General features: G+C 64.0%; 10 protein-coding genes. 8 read left to right on the plus strand and 2 right to left on the minus strand.

All coding sequences use genetic code 11. From position 1 onward, the window contains the following. Window positions 1-70: 70 nt before the first annotated feature. Window positions 71-496: an Hsp20/alpha crystallin family protein gene (locus I6L38_RS12235; RefSeq protein ID WP_201971682.1), complete on the minus strand. Its 426-nt coding sequence runs from the start codon at window positions 494-496 to the stop codon at window positions 71-73. A gap of 256 nt (window positions 497-752) precedes the next feature. Between I6L38_RS12235 and I6L38_RS12240 the strand changes: the two genes are divergently transcribed. The 5 genes from I6L38_RS12240 to I6L38_RS12260 all read left to right on the plus strand — a co-directional run bounded on the left by I6L38_RS12240 (window position 753) and on the right by I6L38_RS12260 (window position 9,008). Beyond that, complete coding sequence (locus I6L38_RS12240; RefSeq protein ID WP_010633387.1) at window positions 753-2,399, plus strand: tetratricopeptide repeat-containing response regulator; 1,647 nt, start codon at window positions 753-755, stop codon at window positions 2,397-2,399. 60 nt (window positions 2,400-2,459) lie between these two features. Then, on the plus strand, window positions 2,460-3,422 hold the full coding sequence (locus tag I6L38_RS12245) for an ion channel (protein ID WP_208201117.1): 963 nt from the start codon (window positions 2,460-2,462) through the stop codon (window positions 3,420-3,422). A 126-nt stretch (window positions 3,423-3,548) separates the two neighbouring features. Next, window positions 3,549-4,355, plus strand: coding sequence for an exodeoxyribonuclease III (xthA, locus tag I6L38_RS12250; RefSeq protein WP_005302963.1), 807 nt, complete (start codon window positions 3,549-3,551; stop codon window positions 4,353-4,355). Between the two features lie 339 nt (window positions 4,356-4,694). After that, window positions 4,695-5,894 (plus strand): efflux RND transporter periplasmic adaptor subunit, encoded by a 1,200-nt coding sequence (locus I6L38_RS12255; protein WP_017786316.1) that lies wholly within the window; start codon window positions 4,695-4,697, stop codon window positions 5,892-5,894. A 9-nt stretch (window positions 5,895-5,903) separates the two neighbouring features. Beyond that, window positions 5,904-9,008 (plus strand): efflux RND transporter permease subunit, encoded by a 3,105-nt coding sequence (locus I6L38_RS12260; RefSeq protein WP_216988538.1) that lies wholly within the window; start codon window positions 5,904-5,906, stop codon window positions 9,006-9,008. A 114-nt stretch (window positions 9,009-9,122) separates the two neighbouring features. Here the strand turns inward: I6L38_RS12260 and I6L38_RS12265 are convergent, their stop codons facing one another. Next, window positions 9,123-10,307: an OmpP1/FadL family transporter gene (locus tag I6L38_RS12265; protein ID WP_216988539.1), complete on the minus strand. Its 1,185-nt coding sequence runs from the start codon at window positions 10,305-10,307 to the stop codon at window positions 9,123-9,125. A 256-nt stretch (window positions 10,308-10,563) separates the two neighbouring features. Between I6L38_RS12265 and I6L38_RS12270 the strand changes: the two genes are divergently transcribed. The 3 genes from I6L38_RS12270 (at window position 10,564) to I6L38_RS12280 (ending at window position 16,041) form a co-directional block, all read left to right on the plus strand. Then, window positions 10,564-11,001, plus strand: a complete 438-nt coding sequence (locus I6L38_RS12270) for a hypothetical protein (RefSeq protein ID WP_216988540.1) — start codon at window positions 10,564-10,566, stop codon at window positions 10,999-11,001. 299 nt (window positions 11,002-11,300) lie between these two features. Beyond that, on the plus strand, window positions 11,301-12,818 hold the full coding sequence (locus I6L38_RS12275) for an efflux RND transporter periplasmic adaptor subunit (RefSeq protein WP_216988541.1): 1,518 nt from the start codon (window positions 11,301-11,303) through the stop codon (window positions 12,816-12,818). Between the two features lie 73 nt (window positions 12,819-12,891). After that, the gene (locus I6L38_RS12280; RefSeq protein WP_201882284.1) at window positions 12,892-16,041 is read left to right on the plus strand and encodes an efflux RND transporter permease subunit; all 3,150 of its coding nucleotides are present in this window, start codon (window positions 12,892-12,894) and stop codon (window positions 16,039-16,041) included. Window positions 16,042-16,054: the final 13 nt, after the last annotated feature.

The following is a 16,054-nucleotide window of genomic DNA, read 5'->3' on the forward strand; positions in this document are numbered from 1 at the left end:
GGCCTGCACCCCAACCGCCATAAAAGAGCGAGGCCCCGCACTGCGGGGCCTCGTGGTGTGCAAGCCGGCGCTACTCGATAGGGATGCGGTGGGGCGCCGGAGTCATCGTCTGCTTGGGCAGTTGCAGGGTGAGGATACCGTTGTCGAAGCGGGCGACCACCTGCTCCGGCGTCACCTCCACCGGCAGTTCGACGGTGCGCGATACGCTGCCGAAATAGCGCTCGCTGCGCAGGGTGCGCTCATCCTGGCTCTGGCTGTCGTGCTGGCGGATCTCCGCCTTCAGGGTCACCAGCTTGCCGTGCACATCCACGTGGATGTCCTCCTTCGCCACCCCGGGCAGCTCCGCCTGCAGCAGATAGCCGCCGTCGCTCTCCTTGAGGTCCAGCTTGATCTGGCTCGGCAGCGGATCCCCGTGCAGGGGCCGGATGTAGAAACCGGAGGCCATGTCGTGAAACAGGTCATCAAACAGACTGGTACGGCCTGGTAGCAAACTCATTTGATTCCTCCTTGTGGTCACTGGATGGTCGAAGGCAGGCCCGCGGCCCGCCTCTTTTCAGTCTAAAAACCGGCGTGGGCGCCGCCAGTGCAATCCAGCGCCCGCTTGACCGGGATCAAGGGCCGCGGCGGTTTTTTTTCAGGCCCGGCGCCCCCTTGCCAGAGGAAAAACGGCGGCGGCATGGATGTTCAATTGCCTGTCTGCGCGCTTTGGTGGCACACTTCTGTTATCCGCCCGTAGCGCCCTGACCAGACAGATGCAGACACCGGAATCCGAGCCAGAGAAAAAAGCCCCACCCAAACCGAAGCGCATCCTGCTGGTCAACGAACAGCGCTCCTTTCAGGTGATGATGAAGGCGATGCTGATCAACATAGGCATCAGTCGCATCACCTATGTCAACTCGGCCGAAGAGGCCAGACGGCGCTGCCAGAAAGAGTCCTTCGACATCTACCTCATCGATTATGAGCTGGGGGTTGGCGAGAACGGTCGCCAACTGCTGGAGAGCCTGCGCGACCAGAAGCTCATCCCGCCCCAGAGCGTGGTGATCATGGTGAGTGGCGACAGCTCCCGCGCCATGGTGCTGAGCGCGCTGGAGGCCGAGCCCGACGAATACCTGATGAAGCCCTTCTCCCAGGAGCAGTTCTCGTTTCGCCTCAAACGTGCCCTCGCCCGTCGCCAGGCGCTGGAGAGCGTGTTCAGCGCCCTTGCCGAGGAGAACCTGACCACCCTGCTCGCCGCCTGCGCCGAGCGGGCCGATGCGGTGCCGCGCTTTGCCAACTTCTGCCGCTGTCTGCAGGCCGATACCCAGCTCAAGCTGGGCCAGGCCAAGGAGGCCCGCAGCCTGATGCGCCAGCTGCTGGCCGGCCAGGAGAACAGCTGGGCCCGGCTCACTCTGGGCAAGGCGTGCCACACCCTGGGTCTGCACGAGGAGGCGGTGAGCCACCTGCAGGCGACCCTCAAGAACACCCCGCTGATGGTGGAGGCCCACCTCTGGCTGGCGGAATCCCTGCTGGCGCTCGGCAATGACGAGCAGGCCCAGCAGGAACTCAAGCGGGCGGTGGATATCTCGCCCCAGTCGGTACAGCTCTCCCGCCGGCTGGCGGAGGTGTGCCTGCTGCGCCACGACTACGCCCAGGCCAAGGACGTGCTGCTCTCCCTCATCGACCTGTCGCGCAACTCGATCCACCGCACCCCCCACTACCTGGGGGCCTATATCCAGGCGCTGACCCTCTATGCCCTCAACAGCAACGACATCTACCACATCGCCAACCTGCAAAAGCAGGTCAACTCGGCCCTGTCGCGCATTCGCGACTCGTTGATGATGGCGGAGTTCAACTACCCGGTGTTCGAGCAGATCTGCCAGGCCCGGGTACAGATCGCCTTGGGGGAGCTGCTCAAGGGCAAGAAGATGCTCTACCGCGCCAACCAGAACTGGCTCGATCAGCCGGCCACCATGCCCCCCAGCCTGCTGGGCGAGACCATACTCGCCCTCTATCAGCTCGGCGAGTTCGAATACGCCGAGAGCCTGCAGGCACTGCTGGCCGAAGACGAGGATCGGCTGCTCACCACCTGCATCCAGGCCACCCGCGACGACAAGACGGTGCTGGAGCGTCGCCAGCGCTACCAGCAGCTCAACGAACTGGGCATCAAGGCCTATCAGTCCGGCGAGCTGGAACAGGCGCTCGGCCACTTTCGCGAGGCGCTGCGCCGGGCCCCGGCCAACACCGGTGCCGCCCTCAACAAGATCCAGGTGCTGCTGCAGCTGATGCAGAAGAATCGCAAGAGCCCGGAGTTTGGCGCCGAGTGCAAGGAGACCCTGGAGGTGCTGGACGGCATCCCCCTCAACCCGGCCCAGCAGGACCGTTTTCGCAAGCTGCGTCAGGAGTTTACCCAGCTCAGCTGACCCCGCTCGCCGGCCGCTCACCTATGCTGATACTGACTCGGCAAGGGGAGGAGACAGGCGATGGCCATGTGTCGATATCTGGTGGCGGATGGCCGCCACTGCAGCGAAGAGGCGGGGGAGCATGATCTGTGCCGCTGGCACGATCCCCATGGCCAGCATCAGGATCCCCACACCGCCCGCGAGCTGGAGCACTACGTCCACCAGGGCGGCCTGTGCCATGGCCTGCAACTGGCCCGCGCCAACCTGGCCGGGCTCAATCTGGTGAAGAAGGGCGCGCCGCACGGCTTTCTGCTGGAGCAGTGCAACCTCTACCGGGCCAATCTGCAGGGGGCTCACCTCTACGGTTTGCGCATGAAGGGGGGCAGCCTGATGAAGGCGGATCTGAGCGATGCCAACCTGCACTGCGCCACCCTCGACGACGTCAACCTGCTCGGCATCCGCTGGCACAACACCCGCCTCGACAACCTGGATACCGGCAAGCGGCTGATGCAGGAGCGGCGCGGCCGCAAGGAGCGCGACCCGGTGCAGGCCCGGATCTGGTTCAAGGAGGCCGAGGAGACCTACCGGGATCTGCGCAAGGCCTCGGAAGCCCAGGGCATCTTCACCATGTCCGGCCGCTACATCCAGCAGGAGCTCACCATGCGCCGGCTGCAGCTGCCATTCTGGTCCGGCCGCCGTTTCACCTCCTGGATAGTCGATCTCTTCTGCGGCTACGGCGAGGCCCCCATGCGGGTGGTGCTCTTCTCCCTGCTGCTCATCTTCATTTGCAGCCTCTTCTACTTCTTCTTTGGCCTGAGCTTCAATGGCAACCACCTCGTCTATCGGCCCGGCGCCCCTTTCGAACAGAACGCCATCTTCCTGCTGGAGTGCCTCTACTACAGCGTGGTGACCTTCACCACGCTAGGGTACGGGGATTTCACCCCGGTGGGGCTATCGCGGATCTTCGCCGCCTTCGAGGCCTTCACCGGCAGCTTTACCCTGGCGCTGTTTGTGGTGGTGTTTGTCAAGAAGATGACCCGCTGACAACCTCTCGCGACGTCTCGTGAACAGGTTACCGAGCAGCTGCGCCAGTCACAGCCCCCGAACTTGCATCCACGGCGGATTCCTAGTCCAATAGCCACTTATAAAAATGACATGAGCATCCCGGACATGAAGATCATCTCTTTCAATATCAATGGCCTGCGTGCCCGTCTGCACCAGCTGCAAGCCATCATCGACAAGCATCAGCCGGATGTGATCGGCCTGCAGGAGATCAAGGTACACGACGAAGCCTTCCCGCTGGCCGACGTGGAGGCCATGGGCTATCACGTCGAGTTCCATGGCCAGAAGGCCCACTACGGGGTCGCCATCATGAGCAAGCAGAAGCCGGTCAAGGTGGAAAAAGGCTTCCCCACCGACGATGAAGAGGCCCAGCGCCGCATGATCATGGCCACCTTCGAGCGCGAAGACGGCTCCCTCATCAAGGTGATGAACGGCTACTTCCCGCAGGGTGAGAGCCAGGATCACGAGACCAAGTTCCCGGCCAAGCAGAAGTTCTACGAGGATCTGCAGCACTACCTCGAGACCAATCACACCCCGGGTGACCAGCTGGTGCTGATCGGGGATATGAATATCTCCCCCACCGATCTCGACATCGGCATCGGCGAGGCGAACCGCAAGCGCTGGCTGCGGGACGGCAAGTGCTCCTTCCTGCCCATCGAGCGCGAGTGGATGGAGCGTCTGAAAGGGTTCGGCCTGACCGACACCTTCCGTGCCGCCAACCCGACCGAGTGCGAGCGCTTCTCCTGGTTCGACTACCGCTCCAAGGGCTTTGACGAGAACCGCGGCCTGCGCATCGACCTCATCATGGCCTCCGACGCCCTCAAGGACAAGGTGACCGAGACCGGCATCGACTACGAGCTGCGCGGCATCGAGAAGCCCTCCGACCACGCACCCATCTGGGCCTGCTTCGCCTGATAACGACAACTGAGGGGGCATTTGACGCCCCCTCTGTGACCAAGCCCCCACTTCCCCCGTTTTTTCCTTCTTATAATTTCTCCCTGAGCCCTCGCATCCGGGCAACACCGCGCCGAAAGAGCCCTGCGGGCTGACACAGACTGTCGCTGGCCCCTCGCCCCCATGCCGCCAGATGCAGACAACTTTCACTGCCGAGCAGCTTGGGTTCAATATTCGTGCTTTATCATTAAAAAACTGTCAGTAATCCAATAAGTTAAATTTGTAACCATGCAGTTAACCATGTTCATGAAGAGAAAGGGTGGGCGCGGCAATCGTGCACCATCCCACAGGAGTGTGATGATGAAGGTGCAATCCGTCAGGGAAGAGATGTTCAAGCGCGGCTGTATCGCCCTGGCACTGGCCAGCGCACTGACCGCCTGTGGTGATGAACCCGCCGCCGGTGCCCAGGCACTGCCAGCGGTGCCCGTGGTGGTGGCCGAGGTCAAACTGACCGACGTGCCGCTGACCACCGAGATGGTGGGCGAAACCGCCGGCTTTCGCGAAATTGACGTGCGCTCCCGGGTGAGCGGCATCCTGCTCAAACGCACCTACATCGAAGGGCAGCCGGTCACCGCCGGTCAGGCACTGTTCCTGATCGACCCCGAGCCCTACAAGGTGGCGCTGGAGCAGGCCAAGGGCACCCTGGCCCAGGAGCAGGCGCGCCTCAACAAGGCCCGCGCCGACCGCGATCGCATCATCCCGCTGTTCAAGCGCCAGGTGGTGAGCCGCAAGGACTATGACGACACCATCGCCAACTACGAAGCCGCCGTCGCCAGCCACCAGGCCGCCCAGGCCAAGGTGAAAGAGGCCGAGCTCAACCTCAGCTACACCCAGGTCACCGCCCCCATCAACGGCATGGCGAGCAAGAGCTCCCAGTCCGAGGGGAGCCTCATCTCCACCAGCGGCGAGAACGGCCTGCTCACCACCATCACCCAGTTCGACCCGCTCTACGTCAACTTCTCCTACTCGGAGCAGGATCGCCTCAACTTCGATAATGCGGTGAAGCAAGGGTTGATTGAAGCCAAGGACGCCACCAACTGGCGTACCCACATCCGGCTGGCGGACGGCTCCGTCTACCCCCAGGCGGGCAAGCTCAACTTCTCCGACAGCCGGGTCGACCCGGCCACCGGCACCATTCGCGCCCGCGCCATCTTCGACAACAAGAACGGGGTCCTGCTGCCCGGCCAGTTCGTGCGCATGACCATCGATCTGGGCACTCGCAAGAACGCCATCGTGGTGCCGCCCCGCGCCATCGTCCAGTCCCAGGCCGACCGCATGGTGATGGTGGTGGATGCCGACAACAAGGTGGTGCCCCGTCCGGTCAAACTGGGGTCGGTGGTCGACAGCGGCGTATTGATCGACAAAGGCCTGCAGGCCGGCGATCGCTACATCGTCGAGGGGCTGATGAAGGCTCGTCCCGGCGCCGTGGTCAAACCGGTTTCCGCCGAGGAGATGAAGGCGATAAACGCCAAGATCACCCAGGGTGCCGCTGGCAAATAAGGAGCCCCCATGTTTTCCAAGTTCTTTATCGAACGCCCCATCTTCGCCAGCGTGATTTCGATCATCATAGTGCTGGGCGGGATGGCGGCAATGCGCGCGCTCCCGGTGGAGCAGTATCCCCAGATCACCCCCGCCGTGGTCTCGGTGACCGCCTTCTACCCGGGTGCCACCCCGGAGGTGATCTCCCAGACCGTGGCCGCCCCCATTGAACAGCAAGTCAACGGGGTCGAGAACATGATCTACATGCAATCCGGCTCCGCCTCCAACGGCCAGATGAACCTCAACGTCTACTTCGACATCGAGGTCGATCCCGATCAGGCGACCATCGACGTCAACAACCGGGTCTCGGCTGCCATGGCCCAGTTGCCGGAAGAGGTGAAGAAGCAGGGGGTGACGGTGCGCAAGAAGTCCACTTCCATCCTGCAGGTGATCACCCTGCAGTCCCCCAGCGGCTCGTTTGATACCACCTATCTGTCGAACTACGCCCTGCTCAACATCATCGACGAGCTCAAGCGGATTCCCGGCGTGGGGGACACCTCCCTGTTCGGCGGTACCGACTACGCCATGCGGATCTGGCTGCGCCCGGACCGGCTGGCCCAGCTGCAGCTCACCCCGAGCGACGTGATCGGCGCCATCCGCGAGCAGAACACCCAGTTCGCGGCGGGCAAGATCGGCTCCCAGCCCACCAGCACCCCCACCGACTTCACCTACACGGTGCAGACCAAGGGGCGCCTCGATGACGTGAAGGAGTTTCAGAACATCATCATCCGCGCCATGCCGGACGGCTCCAAGATCCGGGTCAAAGACGTGGCCCGGGTCGAGCTCGGCGGCAAGGACTACGACGTGCTGGCCCGCGCCAACGGCAAGCCGGCCATCGGTATCGCCACCTACCTGCAACCGGGTGCCAACGCGGTCGCGGTGGCCGATCAGGTGCGCGAGACCATGGATCGCCTGCAGGGCCGTTTCCCGCAGGACGTGGAGTACCAGATCCCCTACGACACCACAGAGTTCGTGAAGATCTCCATCGAGGAGGTGGTCAAGACCCTGCTCGAGGCGATCGTGCTGGTGTTCGTGGTGGTCTACCTGTTCCTGCAGAATTTGCGCGCAACCCTGATCCCCTGTATCGCGGTGCCGGTGTCGCTCATCGGTACCTTCGCCGGCATGCTGATGCTGGGCTTCTCCATCAACCTGCTGACCCTGTTCGGCATGGTGCTCGCCATCGGTATCGTGGTGGATGACGCCATCGTGGTGCTGGAGAACGTCGAGCGGATCATGAGCGAGAAGAAGTGCTCCGCCAAGGAGGCCGCCATCCTCGCCATGCAGGAGGTCTCCGGCCCCGTGGTCGCCATCGTGCTGGTGCTCTGCGCCGTGTTCCTGCCGGTTGCCTTCATGGGCGGCATGACCGGGGTGATGTACAAGCAGTTCGCCATCACCATCGCCGTGTCGGTGGCCATCTCCGGCCTGGTGGCGCTCACCCTGTCGCCGGCCCTGTGCGCCATCCTGCTCAAAGAGGGCCACCACCAGCCGGCCCGCTTCTTCGTCTGGTTCAACAATGCCTTTGATCAGCTGACCCGCCGCTATGTGCGCGGGGTGGCCTTCCTCAACCGCCGGGTCGGCGTGGCCTTTGGCATCATCGCCATCATCCTCGCCAGCAGCTATGTGCTGTTCCACAAGGTGCCGGGCGCCCTGGTGCCGGACGAGGATCAGGGCTATCTCATCGGCTCCGTGATGCTGCCCGATGCCGCCGCCCTGACCCGTACCCAGGCGGTTGCCAATGATTTTGACAAGATGGCCATGGCCAACCCCAGCGTGAAGGACGTGGTCACCTTCTCGGGCTTTGACATCCTGTCCGGCTCCATCATCAGCAACCGCGGCCTCACCTTCATCACCCTGAAAGACTGGAAAGAGCGTCAGGGCGAGGGGCAGGACTCCTTCTCCCTGGCCAAGACCTTCCAGGGGATGAGCCTGATGGGGCTGGCCGATGGCTTCACCGCCACCTTCAACCCGCCTCCCATCCAGGGCATGTCCACCACCGGGGGCCTCGAAGGCTATCTGCAGAACCGCGGCACCGGCGACGTGCACGCCTTCGCGGGCGAGGTGCAACGCCTGATCGATGCCGCCAAGCAGCGTCCTGAGTTCGCCAGCGTGAGCACCACCTTCCGCGCCAACGTGCCCCAGGTCTACCTGGATCTCGACCGCGAGAAGGCCAAGGCGCTGGGACTGCCCATCAACGCCGTGTTCGACACCATGCAGGCCACCTTCGGCCAGGTCTACGTCAACGACTTCAACCAGTTCGGTCGTACCTATCGGGTCCAGTTGCAGTCCGAGGCGGACTACCGCGCCAAGAAGGATGACATCCGCAACGTTTATGTCCGCTCCAACAGCGGCGAGATGATCCCGCTCACCAGCCTGGTGACGGTGCGCGATGCCACCGGCCCCGAACTGGTGGAGCGTTTCAACATCTTCCCGGCCGCCAAGATCATGGCCCAGCCGGCGCCAGGGGTGAGCTCGGGTCAGGCCATTGCCGCCCTGGAGGAGATCGCCGCCCAGACCCTCGGCAACGATGCCAAGCTGGAGTGGACCGGCGCCGCCTACCAGGAGAAAGCGGCCGCCGGCAGCGCCGCCACGGCGTTTGGCTTTGGCATCGTGATGATCTTCCTCATCCTGGCCGCCCAGTATGAGCGCTGGAGCCTGCCGTTCGCGGTGATCACCGCCGTGCCGTTCGCCCTGTTCGGCGCCCTGCTCGCCACCTGGGCCGTGGGGCTCACCAACAACGTCTACTTCCAGATAGGTCTGGTGACGCTGGTGGGGCTGGCGGCCAAGAACGCCATCCTGATCGTGGAGTTCGCGGTGATGAAGCACGAGGAGGGGATGAGCCTCATCGAGTCGGCCCTGGAGGCGGCACGCCTGCGTTTTCGCCCCATCGTGATGACCTCGCTGGCGTTTATCCTCGGCTGTGTGCCCCTGGTCACCTCCAGCGGCGCCGGTGCGGCGAGCCGCCACGCCCTCGGCTGGCCGGTCATCGGCGGCATGCTGGCGGCGACCTTCATCGCCATCTTCTTCATCCCGCTCTTCTTCCGCCTCATCATGCGGCGCTCGGAAAAACGGGCCTGACCACTCGAGTCACGCTCACCCGGCCCCTCCTTCATGGAGGGGCTTTTTTTATCGTCCCCGTTCGCCGGCAAGAGAACACACAGCCGGCTACCTCCCAACGCGACAAGTCAGGCCTCAGAACTGGTGCTGCACCCCTATGCTCAAGAAGTTCAGGTAGCTGTTGTGGTAGGTACCTGACAGCTGGGGGCGACCTACCCCATCCTGCTCCACCGCCATGTCGCCCAGCCAGGCCAGGGTATAGCTGGCTTCCAGCCTGGTGGCTGGTGTCAGCTGATAGCTGGCCCCCAACCCCCAGCGCCAGCTCTCGCCCAGCGGTAGGGTAACAGTGCGGTGCACGTCGTCCACTGCGCTGCTGTCATAGCCGATGCCGCTGCTCAGGCGCAGGGCCGGCGTCACATCAAACTGGGTGCCCAGGCTCAGGTGCCAGGTGTCCTGGTACTGCATATCAAGGGTTCGGCTCTGCTGTCCCGAAGCGAGATCCACCTCGCCAAAGCGGGACCACTGCTGCCAGTTGGCACTGGCCAGCAAGGCCCATTGCGGGTTGAGCCGGTGATAGCCACTCAGGGTCAGGGTCTGCGGGATCATCATCTCCACCCCCAGCCCGGCCCCATTCAGCCGGCTCAACGGCTGATCGTCCAGCTCCCACTTCAATTCGGAGACGTAGCTCAAGCCGATGCGGAAGTCGTGATCCAGTTCGTAGAGCACCCCGAAGGAGGTGCCATATGCCCAGTCGCTGTCGGAAAATGCCTGACTGGTTGAACCGTTCGGCGTCATGTCCAGTGAGGCCTCCAGCGCCCCATGCATGGCGATCAGGCTGGCCCCCACCGACCAGTGGTCATCGACGCGATAGGCCAGGCTGGGAGCAAAGGCGATCCCGGTCAGTTTGGCGGACTGCACATAGCCACGCCCCTGCCACCCCTCGCCATAATCGATCCCCAGACCGTGGCTGCCGAAGAGCCCGAGGCCGGCGACCCACTGATCATCGATGGCGTGGGTCAGATAGAGGCTACCGAGCGGGGCGCTCTGCAGGGCATTGCCGCCGTTGTTGCCCCCCGGCTCCAGATCCAGCTCAAGGTCGCCATATACCACACCGCCATTGACCTGAAACTGGGTGCCTGCCAGCCTGGTCATGCCGGCCGGATTGCTGGCGATGGTCTCCGCCCCCTGGGCGCGGGCGGCTGCCCCTGCGTTGGCCAAGGCACTGTTGGCCGCGCTGGTTTCATACAAGGCAAGGCCGCCGGCCATGGCAGAGGGACTCAGCAAGGCTGCAAGCATCAGCACCAGCCGTCGTTGCTGCATATCGTTACTCCCGAACAATGAACTGGATGGAGACTCGCCAGAGAGACGGCTCAAACCCCCGGTTTGATGCCCTGGCAACTTCTGACTGGTACGCATCCTAACGAGAGAAGAAGCCGGCTTCATTAGGGTTGGCTATACGCCATCGTTAAGTGACGCTTAACGATTCATCAGGCCCCTCTCTGACACGGCCGGGGCCATTGACCTTCTCCTCAAGGCAAGGTTTACAGTGTCCCCAGTCATTGTCAGGATTTTCCCCATGCTCTCATCGAGATTGCCCACAGAACGCATTGCCCGGCTGCTGCTGGGGCTGATGCTCGTCTGCAATCTCACCCTCTGCATCGGCTGGCACGGGCTGGATGCCCTCAACGCCGCCATGGCGCAAGACCATCAGGCCATGAGCAGCAGCGCCATGCAGGGACTCTCCTGCCACGGGGCATCCCAGGATACCGGGGCACCAGATGCCGCCAGCCAGGAGTGCCAGATGCACGGCGGGCTCACCTCGAGCAGCAGCCCAAGCCTGCCGCTGCTGGCCGCCCTGCTGACCCTGCTCGCCCTGCCGCTGTTGCTGCTGCCCCTCGGGACGGCCGGCAGCGTGCTGGACAACTGGCTGCGGGATCCCTTCCTGCGATCCCGCGGTACCCACCCTCCCTCCTGGCCGCGCCGACACCTGATGCTGTCGGTGCTGCGCCACTAGAAAGCACTTCTCTCGGGGCGGCCCTTGCCCGTTGCCACCCACCTTGCCTGACCCTGTGTCGCCGGCTGACCCGGCCATGGCACAGGGAGCCGTGCGTACGCTGACCATTCAGCCGCGCCCAGTTTGCCGCCCGGACTCTGGTGATGCCTTGCCTGCACACCCCCTCCGGCGCTCTGACAGAAGAGAAGAAGTATCATGTCATTTGCCCCTATCCCCGGCCTCGTGGCCGAACAAGGCCGCCCCGCGCCTCTTGCCCACTGCGCCGACCTGCCCCATCCGTCCCGGACAGGAGGTGTGCGATGAGCCGGACCCTGCTGCTATCCACCCTGCTGCTCGCCCTCGGCGCCGGTGGCGGCTACTGGGCCGCCAAACAGACGGACGGTGGTGCCACCGCCAAGGAGAAGACGCCGCTCTACTGGGTCAACCCCATGGATCCCCGTGACAAGCGCGACGGCCCCGCCAAGGACAACATGGGGATGGACTTCATCCCCGTCTATGAGGAAAAACAGGGCGGATCCCCTGGCACCGTCACCATCAGCCCCGAGATCCAGCAGAACCTGGGGGTGCGGCTGGCCAAGGTGGAGAAACTGCCCGTCCACCAGCAGATCGAGACGGTGGGCTATGTGGGCTATGACGAAGAGCGGCTCGAAGCCATCAACTCCCGGATGGCAGGCTGGATCCGCAACCTCGCCATCAAGAACGAGGGGCAGCAGGTCACCAAGGGCAGCTTTATCTACGATCTCTACGCCCCGGATCTGGTGAACGCCCAGCACGAATACCTGCTGGCGCTGGGCACCACCAATCCCCTGCTGCTGCGCGCCGCCGAGGGCAAGCTCAAGTCGCTGCAGGTACCGGCGGATCAGATTGCGGCCCTCAAGCGCACCCGCAAGGTGCAGGAGACGGTGCGCATCTACGCCCCCAGCAGCGGCTATGTCTCCGAGCTCAAGGTGCGGGAAGGCCAGTATGTGGAGCCCGCCGCGCCCCTCTTCAACATCAGCACCCTCAAGCAGGTGTGGGTGAGCGCCGAGGTGTTCGAGCGCCAGGCCGCCCAGATCAAGGTCGGCGATCCGGTCACCATGACCCTGGACTATGCCCCCGGCCGCCGCTGGCAGGGTCGGGTGGACTACCTCTACCCCACTCTGGATGCGAGCACCCGCACCCTGCGGGTACGCCTGCGTTTCGACAACCCGGACGAGTTCCTGAAACCCAATATGTTCGCCAAGGTGAGCATCGGCACCGGCAAGGGGGAACCCCGCCTGGTGGTGCCGAGCGAAGCGGTGATCCGCACCGGCAGCCAGGACAGGCTGGTGCTGGCGCTGGGGGATGGCAACTTTAAATCGGTGGCCGTCACCCTGGGCCCCCAGTTTGGTGACAAGGTCGCCATCGACGAGGGGGTCGAAGCCGGTGACAGCATAGTCAGCTCGGCCCAGTTCCTGCTCGACTCCGAATCGGCCATCGATTCGGACTTCCAGCGTATGACGGCGGTGCGTCCCATGCAGGTGTGGACCCAGGGCCAGGTGCAGAACATCGATCTCGCCGGGCGTACCCTCGGCGTCGCCCACCAGCCCATCCCCGAGTGGCAGTGGCCTGCCATGGAGATGGACTTCACCGTGGCCGACGATGTGGACATCAGCCAGCTGAAACCGGATCAGACCCTGCATCTGCAGGTAGAGCAGGAGGGGGACGAGTACCGCATCATCCAGATCCATGTGGAAGATAAACCGGCCGCGGGCGACGCAATGAAAGAGGCCAAGGGCGAGATGCCAGGCATGGAGGGTATGGATCACAGCCAGCACCAGATGGGGGATAAGTCATGATCCCGGCCATGCTTCGCTGCCTTGAGTACAAACCCAACTTGCTGCCAGCCCACCGAATGAGAGGAGCCCAGTCATGATCCCTTCCATCATTCGCTGGTCCGTCGGCAACCGCTTTTTGGTGTTGCTGCTGACTGTCATGCTCACCGCCTGGGGGCTCTGGTCGGTCAAGCAGACCCCGGTGGACGCCCTGCCGGATCTCTCCGACGTGCAGGTGATCATCAAGACTTCCTACCCGGGCCAGGCGCCCCAGGTGGTGGAGGATCAGGTCACCTACCCGCTCACCACCGCCATGCTGGCGGTGCCGGGCGCGACCACGGTGCGCGGCTACTCCTTCTTCGGCGACTCCTTCGTCTATGTGTTGTTTGACGACAGCACGGACCTCTACTGGGCCCGCGCACGGGTGCTGGAGTACCTGAGCCAGGTGGCCCCCAATCTGCCCGCCGGGGCCCAGCCCCAGCTCGGGCCGGACGCCACCGGGGTGGGCTGGGTATACCAGTACGCCCTGGTGGACAAAACCGGCAAGCACGACCTGAGCGAACTCACCTCGCTGCAGAACTGGTTCCTCAAGTACGAGCTGCAGACGGTGAACGGCGTCTCCGAAGTGGCCACCGTCGGCGGCATGGTGCGCCAGTACCAGGTGCGGGTCGACCCGGACAAGCTGCGCGCCTACGGCATCCCGCTCTCCCTCATCGAGACCGCCATCAAGCAGGGCAACCAGGAGACCGGCGCCTCCGTCATCGAGATGGCGGAGGCGGAGTACATGGTGCGCTCGAATGGTTATTTGAAGAGCGTGGAGGACTTAAAACAGATTCCGCTTGGCACCAATGTGCGCGGCGCACCCCTGCTGCTGGGTGACGTGGCGGACGTAGTCACCGGCCCCCAGATGCGGCGCGGCATCGCCGAGCTCAACGGCGAAGGGGAAGTGGTGGGCGGCATCATCGTCATGCGTTACGGCGAGAATGCCCAGCACACCATAGACGGGGTCAAGGCGCGGCTGGCCGAGCTGAAATCCAGCCTGCCGGAGGGGGTGGAGATCGTCACCGTCTACGATCGCTCCGACCTTATCCAGCGCGCCATCGACAACCTCTCCGGCAAGCTGGTGGAGGAGTTCGCGGTGGTGGTACTGGTCTGTCTCGCCTTCCTGTTCCACCTGCGCTCGTCGCTGGTGGTGGTCATCACCCTCCCTATTGCGATTTTGACCGCCTTTATCGTGATGCATCTGCAGGGGATCAACGCCAACATCATGTCGCTCGGGGGCATCGCCATCGCCATCGGCGCCATGGTGGATGGCGCCATCGTGATGATAGAGAACGTCCACAAGCACATGGAGCGGGAGGCGCTCACCGACAAGAACCGCTGGCGCATCATCACCGAGGCGAGCATCGAGGTGGGCCCCGCCATCTTCTTCTCCCTGCTCATCATCACCATGAGCTTCTTGCCGGTGTTTGCGCTGGAGGCGCAGGAGGGGCGCATGTTCCACCCGCTCGCCTTCACCAAGACCTACGCCATGGCCGCCGCCGCCGCGCTCGCCATCACGCTGGTGCCGGTCATCATGGGCTATTTCATCCGCGGCAAGGTGTTGCCCGAGCAGGCCAACCCCCTCAACCGTGGCCTGAGCCAGGCCTATATCCCGCTGCTCAACGCCGTGCTGGCCCGCCCCAAGACCACCCTCGCCGCCGCCCTGGTGGTCACGCTCGCGGGCTTCTGGCCGCTCCAGCACCTGGGCTCCGAGTTCATACCGCCGCTCGATGAGGGGGACATCATGTACATGCCCACCACTGCGGCCAACATCTCGGTGGGCAAGGCGCGGGAGATTTTGCAGCAGACCGACAAGCTCATCCGCACCGTGCCCGAGGTGCAGAACGTGTTCGGCAAGGCGGGACGCGCCGACAGCGCCACCGACCCGGCGGATCTGGTGATGATGGAGACCAGCATCCAGCTCAAACCCCGGGATCAGTGGCGCCCCGGCATGACCCCGGAGAAGCTGAAAGAGGAGCTCGATTCCCTTATCCGCTTCCCCGGCCTCACCAACGCCTGGGTGCCCCCCATCAAGACCCGCATCGACATGCTGGCCACCGGCATCAAGACCCCGGTGGGGATCAAGATTGCCGGGCCTGACCTCAAGGTCATTCAACAACTTGGCCAGCAACTTGAGCAGATCGTCGGCAAGGTGGAAGGCGCTTCATCGGTCTACGCCGAGCGGGTGGCGGGCGGTCGCTATGTGAAGGTGGACATCGACCGGCTCAAGGCGGCCCGCTACGGTCTCAACATCGCCGACGTGCAGGCGGTGCTCGCCACCGCGGTGGGTGGCATGGAGGTGGGGCAGACCATCGAGGGGCGCGAACGCTACCCCATCAACCTGCGCTATCCCCAGAGCTATCGCGACTCGGTGGCCAGCCTCGAACTGCTGCCCCTGGTCACCCCCAAGGGGGAGCGGATCGCCCTGGCGGACGTGGCCCGGGTCTACATCAGCGACGAGGCGCCCATGCTGCGCAGTGAAAACGCGCGCCTCAACGGCTGGGTCTACGTGGACATCCGCGGCCGCGACATCGGCTCCTTTGTGGCAGAGGCCAAGGCCGAGGTGGGCAAGCAACTGGTGCTGCCACCGGGTTACGCCCTCAGCTGGTCAGGTCAGTACGAATACATGGAGCGGGCCATGGAGCGCCTCACCTACGTGGTGCCGCTCACCGTCGCCATTATCGTGCTGCTGCTCTATCTGGCGTTTCGCCGCTTCCAGGAGGTGTTGCTCATTCTCACCACTCTGCCGCTCGCGGTCGTGGGCGGGATCTGGACCCTCTGGCTGCTCGACTTCAACCTCTCGGTGGCGGTGGGGGTCGGCTTTATCGCCCTGGCCGGGGTGGCGGTGGAGACCGGGGTGCTGATGCTGGTCTACCTCAACCACGCCTGGGACGATCTGGTGGCCAGCGGCAAACCGGACCAGGCCGGCCTGCACCGGGCGGTGGTCCACGGCGCCGCCCTGCGCCTGCGCCCCAAGATGATGACGGTGGTCACCATCATCGCGGGCCTGCTGCCCATCATGTGGAGCCAGGGCACCGGCTCGGAGGTGATGCAGCGCATCGCCGCCCCCATGATAGGCGGCATGGTGACCGCCCTGGTGCTGACCCTGCTGGTGCTGCCCGCCGCCTATTACCTCTGGCGCAGCCGCACCCTGAAGACCCTCGACCACACGACTGCGCAGACGGATACCCAGACTGCACCCTGATCAACCGGACAAC

It is taken from the genome of Aeromonas sp. FDAARGOS 1408 (assembly GCF_019048665.1).
GTDB classification, from domain to species: Bacteria; Pseudomonadota; Gammaproteobacteria; order Enterobacterales; family Aeromonadaceae; genus Aeromonas; species Aeromonas dhakensis.

Coding starts and splice junctions, on each gene's coding strand:
- I6L38_RS12235 (WP_201971682.1), bottom strand. CDS start 496: ATGAGTTTGCTACCAGGCCGTACCAGTCTGTTTGATGACCTGTTTCAC.
- xthA (WP_005302963.1), top strand. CDS start 3,549: ATGAAGATCATCTCTTTCAATATCAATGGCCTGCGTGCCCGTCTGCAC.
- I6L38_RS12240 (WP_010633387.1), top strand. CDS start 753: ATGCAGACACCGGAATCCGAGCCAGAGAAAAAAGCCCCACCCAAACCG.
- I6L38_RS12280 (WP_201882284.1), top strand. CDS start 12,892: ATGATCCCTTCCATCATTCGCTGGTCCGTCGGCAACCGCTTTTTGGTG.
- I6L38_RS12275 (WP_216988541.1), top strand. CDS start 11,301: ATGAGCCGGACCCTGCTGCTATCCACCCTGCTGCTCGCCCTCGGCGCC.
- I6L38_RS12260 (WP_216988538.1), top strand. CDS start 5,904: ATGTTTTCCAAGTTCTTTATCGAACGCCCCATCTTCGCCAGCGTGATT.
- I6L38_RS12265 (WP_216988539.1), bottom strand. CDS start 10,307: ATGCAGCAACGACGGCTGGTGCTGATGCTTGCAGCCTTGCTGAGTCCC.
- I6L38_RS12255 (WP_017786316.1), top strand. CDS start 4,695: ATGAAGGTGCAATCCGTCAGGGAAGAGATGTTCAAGCGCGGCTGTATC.
- I6L38_RS12245 (WP_208201117.1), top strand. CDS start 2,460: ATGGCCATGTGTCGATATCTGGTGGCGGATGGCCGCCACTGCAGCGAA.
- I6L38_RS12270 (WP_216988540.1), top strand. CDS start 10,564: ATGCTCTCATCGAGATTGCCCACAGAACGCATTGCCCGGCTGCTGCTG.